This window comes from Kribbella sp. (genome assembly GCF_035655035.1).
Classification (GTDB): domain Bacteria; phylum Actinomycetota; class Actinomycetes; order Propionibacteriales; family Kribbellaceae; genus Kribbella.
Window position 1 is genome coordinate 1 of record NZ_DASRVN010000664.1, and the last position, 4,111, is coordinate 4,111.

The 4,111-nt window shown below is 70.1% G+C and carries 5 protein-coding genes; 4 read left to right on the forward strand and 1 reads right to left on the reverse strand.

Going from position 1 to position 4,111, the window contains the following annotated elements; genetic code table 11:
- Both VFF46_RS34715 and VFF46_RS34720 read left to right on the forward strand, forming a co-directional pair.
- Positions 1-397 (forward strand): TetR/AcrR family transcriptional regulator (locus VFF46_RS34715; RefSeq protein ID WP_325041486.1); only part of this gene is annotated, 397 nt, incomplete at its 5' end.
- A 52-nt stretch (positions 398-449) separates the two neighbouring features.
- Entirely contained in the window at positions 450-797 is a 348-nt protein-coding gene (locus tag VFF46_RS34720) for a hypothetical protein (protein ID WP_325041487.1), read from the forward strand.
- Between the two features lie 104 nt (positions 798-901).
- On the opposite strand, the gene VFF46_RS34725 is transcribed toward VFF46_RS34720, so the two are convergent.
- Positions 902-2,242 (reverse strand): hypothetical protein, encoded by a 1,341-nt coding sequence (locus VFF46_RS34725; RefSeq protein ID WP_325041488.1) that lies wholly within the window; start codon positions 2,240-2,242, stop codon positions 902-904.
- A 193-nt stretch (positions 2,243-2,435) separates the two neighbouring features.
- On the opposite strand from VFF46_RS34725, the gene VFF46_RS34730 reads away from it, so the two are divergent.
- Positions 2,436-3,335: a phosphotransferase enzyme family protein gene (locus VFF46_RS34730; RefSeq protein WP_325041489.1), complete on the forward strand. Its 900-nt coding sequence runs from the start codon at positions 2,436-2,438 to the stop codon at positions 3,333-3,335.
- Between the two features lie 63 nt (positions 3,336-3,398).
- Positions 3,399-4,111, forward strand: a 713-nt coding sequence (locus VFF46_RS34735; RefSeq protein ID WP_325041490.1) for a HAMP domain-containing protein, incomplete at its 3' end; no start/stop codon positions are given.

Genomic DNA, 4,111 nt, shown 5'->3' on the forward strand with positions numbered 1-4,111 from the left:
GAAGACCTGGGCCTCCACGCAACTCGCGAGCGCCGTCGACGAGGCCCGCTTCGACACCGCGCCGCCGCTGGTCGCGCTCTACCAGGCGACCGCCAACGCCCTCCAGGTCAAGCTGTCCTGGGGCTTCTCGATGAACAGCGCGCTCGCAGACGGCAGCGAGAGCGACGAGATCATGGCCGGCGTCGTCGCCTCCTGCGACCGCCTCTTCGCCCGCCTGCAGAAGGCCGGCATCCTGCGCGCCGACGTCGACCTGGTCTGGGCGCGACGGGTCTACTACGCCATCCTGCACGAGGTCGCCCAAGGCGGCGACGCCGACCAGACCGACATCGACACCCTGGCGACCCAGGTCGTCGACACCCTCCTGCACGGCGCCGGCACCCCGGCCGCCCGGTTGTGAGCGGCGCGCCGGAACTCCAAGCAAGGGTTACCTAAGTTTCTAGCGTCTAGCTATGGATCCGGTGCTGCAGATTCCGTTCGAGGATGCGGGCCGCGGTGGTCAAGCAGGGCGCGCCGCGGGTGGCGCCGGCCAGGCCGATGCCGAGATCGCGGAGCTGTCCGCGCGACTCGCCGAGGACGTCGCGCGAGCGGGTGACGGCGCCGACCTCCGGCAGCTGGCCGCGCTCAACTCGGCGAACCAGGATCCGCGCGCGTACGACGCACCGGACGCGCCGCGGGTGGACCGGGCGGACAACACCTGTCGTTCGGCTTCGGGTCGCACTTCTGCCTCGGCGCGCAGCTGGCGCGGATCGCGCTGCAGGAATCGTTGCCGGCGCTGGTACGGCGGTTCCCGCGGATGAGCCTCGCGAAGCCGGCCGAGGAGCTCGCCTGGCGACGCGTCCTGGTGAGCGGTCTCGCAGAACTGCCGGTGAACCTCAACCTCAGAGGTCCACCGGCAGCATCATCAGTTCGGCGAGCTGAAGACCAGGCCGTGCTCGGCCTCGTACTGCTCGATGAACCTGGTCGCCATCGGCTCGCTGCAGTTGACGGCGGTGGCCAGGTTCTTCGCCGTGCGCTCGTGGCCCTCCGGCCAGTCGGCCAGCATGTTCCACGCCCGCGTGCGCTTCTTCTCGAGATCGGTCGGCTCGGCAACTTCCTCTTCAACCGGCTCCGGCTTCGGCGTCGTGATGAGCGCAGGCGGCTGCGGGTCCGCCGGGCCGGCGAAGGGGGACGGCGGCTTCGGCTTCTCCACCAGCGGCTCCGCCTTCGGCTGCGGAGCGAACGGCTTCAGGCCGCCGTTCACGACGTGCTGCGGCTCGCTCTCGTCCTCGACCACCACGGCCTCGGACACGTTGCCGCTGTCGGTCGGGTCGGGCTGGTCGACGATCGCCATCAGCTCGCCGGTCCAGGCGTCGTCGTCGCGCAGGCCCACCCCGGTGCTGTCCGCACGCCGCGGCTGCCCGCCCTCGAGCACCCACACGGCGGCCGGTACGGCGGGCCGCTCGTCGGACTGCTCCGGCGGCGGCGAGATCGCCTTGGTCAGCTTGTTCGTGATGACCTCGTAGTTGATCCGCTCCTCGAGCATCCCGGCCAGCCGGTCCGGGTCGTACGTCGTCTCGGCGATCTTCGCCAGCCGCTCGTCCTGGTGCTCGGACCGGATGTACTCCGCGACCGTCCCGGCGATCGCCTCGCGGCGGCTCCGGTTCCGGATCTGGTGCTGCGCCGCACGGAGGCTCTCGTACAGCCCGTACCCGTGCTCGATCGCCAGCGACCGCGCGAGCCAGGTGACCCGCGGCTCGCGGGCCCACTGCACGACGCCGTACACCGGGCCGGTCTCACGCATCTGCCCCGCACGCCGCAGTGCGTCGCGGCGCCGGGCCGAGCTGTGGATCAGCCAGAGCACGTACGCGAACGCGGACAGGCCACCGAAGCCGAAGGCCAGGAACCGCTCCTCCGGGCGCCAGTGCCCGACCACGTTGAACACGACCGCGACCAGTGCCGCGAAGAACGACATCGCGCGGTACGCGTACGCCTGCTCGCCCTTGCGCCGGCGCAGGTCGGCGAGCGCCGCGGTGGCCACACCGCCGAGCTCGAGCACCGCGACCGCGGGCGTGACGAGAATGATCTTGAGCAACGGCGAGAAGCCGTCGCTCGGCCAGGGGATGTGGGTCACGCCGGCCCAGACCTGGCCGACCAGCGCCGCGGCAGCCGCGGTCGCGTAGAAAGCGTAGGCGACTTTGTCCGCACCGGTGAGGGGTACGGCGACCAGTTCGCCAGTACTGGTACTGCTGGTGTTCTCCTGCAAGACGTGCACTCCTGACCGGTTTGGGCTCTCCGGCAGTTCGTCGGTTGGGTGGTACGGCGGCCCCCATAGCGCGCTGCAAGAGGCTACCGGTTTCCGGCCCCGAAAGGGGAGGCGAATCCGGAAACGTCTCGAACCTCCCCCGTCTTGCCCGGGTTCTAACCTGCGAATTCGCAACGCCGTCTAGTCTCGCGTGATGATCCAGACGTTCCGGTCGTTGCCCGACCCGGCCGCACTGGCCGCCCATCTCGGTCCGCTGTACGGCGTGACGTTCGAGTACTGCGAACTCCGCCGGACGCTGGTGAACGACGTGTACGAGCTGACCACCGGCGACGCGCGGTACGTGCTCAAGCTCTACCAGTACGGCCGGCGCGAGGCGGACGAAATCCGTTGGGAGACAGGGCTTTCGGCACATCTGATCGCGGCCGGGGTACGCGCGCCGGAGGTCGTCCCGCTGCTCGACGGCGACACCGTCGGCCTGCTGGCGACACCTGAAGGACCCCGCCCGTTCACCCTGCTCCGGTACGTCGAGGGATGCACGCCGAGGCCACCCTTCACCGACGAGCTGTACCACGCGTTCGGCATCCAGGTGGCCGCATTTCACCAGGCCGCCGAGAACTACACGTCGCCGTACTTCCGGCCGCCCGCGGAAGACGCCGCGCAAGCGCTCGAACAAATCCTCGCCGTCGACGGCGCGGAGGAAAACCTGCTCCGGACGCTGGCGGCCAGAGTACGGAACAACCTCGCGCAGTACCCAAAGGCAGGAACCTGCCACGGCGACGTCTCGATGGACAATGTTTTGTTGACGCCACAGGGACTTCTGTTACTGGATTTCGACCTGGCCGCGACCGGCCCGGTGGCGGCCGATTTCTGTGGGGTCGCGACGACGCCGCACTGGAACGCGTTCAAGGCCGGGTATCGCACCCGGCGCCCGCTCACCGACGAGGACGAGGCCGCGATCCCGGACCTGCAGATCCTCGGGCGGATCCTCAACCTGCGCTTCCACGTGGTCGACAAGCCGCGCTACCGCGGCACCGAGTCGCGAGGTGAGGGCTGGGCGGCGGCGGAGTACGACGGGCTGCGCGCGCTGCTCTGAGTTCACAGCAAGGTGCCAGGAAACGTGGAGCCTGCCTGAGGGCTGGCTGTTCATGCTGAAGGCATGAGGGTTGCGGCACGGTCGTTGAGTGTCCGGGTCGCGGCGGCGATGGTGGCGCTGGTCGCGGTGGTGAGCATCGCGATCGGCGGACTGACGACCGCCGCGATCAGCTCGTACCTGACCCAGCAGCTCGACGGCAAGGTCGCGGGCGCCCAGGGACGCGCGGTGGGCGCCTGGCGGAACGGCGGCCCGCCGCCGGACGCGCCGCACGGGCAGGACGCGGGCACCGTGACGGTCTACGTACAGCAGTCCGAGGCGATCGGTACCGTGATCACCTCCGACGGGCAGCTCACCGCCCTCTCGGACGAGGCGATCAACGTCCTCGGCCAGTCCGCGACCGACCAGAACAGTACGGTCGACGTCCCGGGCCTCGGCACGTACCGGGTCCGCGCGTCGAACGTCGGCCCGGTCACGGTCATCGCGGGCCTGCCCACGAAGGACATCCAGAACACCGTCAACAGCCTGATCGGCTGGGAGGCCCTCTTCGGCGGCATCGGCGTACTGGCCGCGGGCGGTGTGGCGATCTTCGTCGTACGGCGGCAACTCCGGCCGCTGCGCCGGGTCGCACAGACCGCCCGTGAGGTCGCCGCGTTACCGCTGGACACCGGCGAGATCGGGGTCACCGCCCGGGTCCCGGACCAGCTCACCGACGAGCACACCGAGGTCGGCCAGGTCGCGGTCGCGCTGAACACGCTGCTCGGGCACATGGAGGACGC